The organism is Pseudomonas saliphila (genome assembly GCF_008638345.1).
Taxonomy (GTDB): domain Bacteria; phylum Pseudomonadota; class Gammaproteobacteria; order Pseudomonadales; family Pseudomonadaceae; genus Halopseudomonas; species Halopseudomonas saliphila.
Map to the genome: position 1 here is coordinate 1 of NZ_VTVA01000054.1, position 806 is coordinate 806.

Here is an 806-nt window from a genome sequence, read left to right on the forward strand (position 1 = left end):
CAGGTTGGCGTACCTTACATCGTCGTGTTCCTGAACAAGGCTGACATGGTCGATGACGAAGAGCTCCTGGAGCTGGTCGAAATGGAAGTGCGCGATCTGCTGAACGCCTATGACTTCCCTGGCGACGACACACCGATCATCATCGGTTCGGCGCTGATGGCGTTGAATGGCGAAGACGGCAACGAAATGGGTACTACTGCCGTCCGTAAGCTGGTCGAAACGCTGGATGCCTACATCCCTGAGCCTGAGCGTGCGATCGACAAGCCGTTCCTGATGCCGATTGAAGACGTGTTCTCCATCTCTGGTCGCGGTACCGTTGTGACTGGTCGTGTTGAGCGTGGCATCGTCAAGATCCAGGAAGAAGTCGAGATCGTTGGCCTGAAGGACACCGTCAAGACTACCTGTACTGGTGTCGAGATGTTCCGCAAGCTGCTCGACGAAGGCCGTGCTGGTGAGAACGTTGGTGTTCTGCTGCGTGGTACCAAGCGTGAAGACGTTGAGCGTGGTCAGGTATTGGCCAAGCCGGGCACTATCAAGCCGCACACCCAGTTCGAAGCCGAAGTGTACATTCTGGGCAAGGACGAAGGCGGCCGTCACACTCCGTTCTTCAAGGGATACCGTCCACAGTTCTACTTCCGTACAACTGACGTGACAGGTTCCTGCGAGCTGCCGGAAGGTACAGAAATGGTAATGCCGGGCGACAACGTCAAGTTGGTTGTTACCCTGATCGCTCCGATCGCCATGGAAGACGGCCTGCGCTTCGCGATTCGCGAAGGTGGTCGTACCGTTGGTGCCGGTGTGGTTGC

Annotated in this window: 1 protein-coding gene; it reads left to right on the forward strand. The window is 56.8% G+C overall.

Annotation, left to right across the window (positions count from 1 at the left end):
* Nucleotides 1–806: elongation factor Tu (locus FHK95_RS19965; protein WP_150306377.1), on the forward strand; the 806-nt coding region annotated here is incomplete at both ends.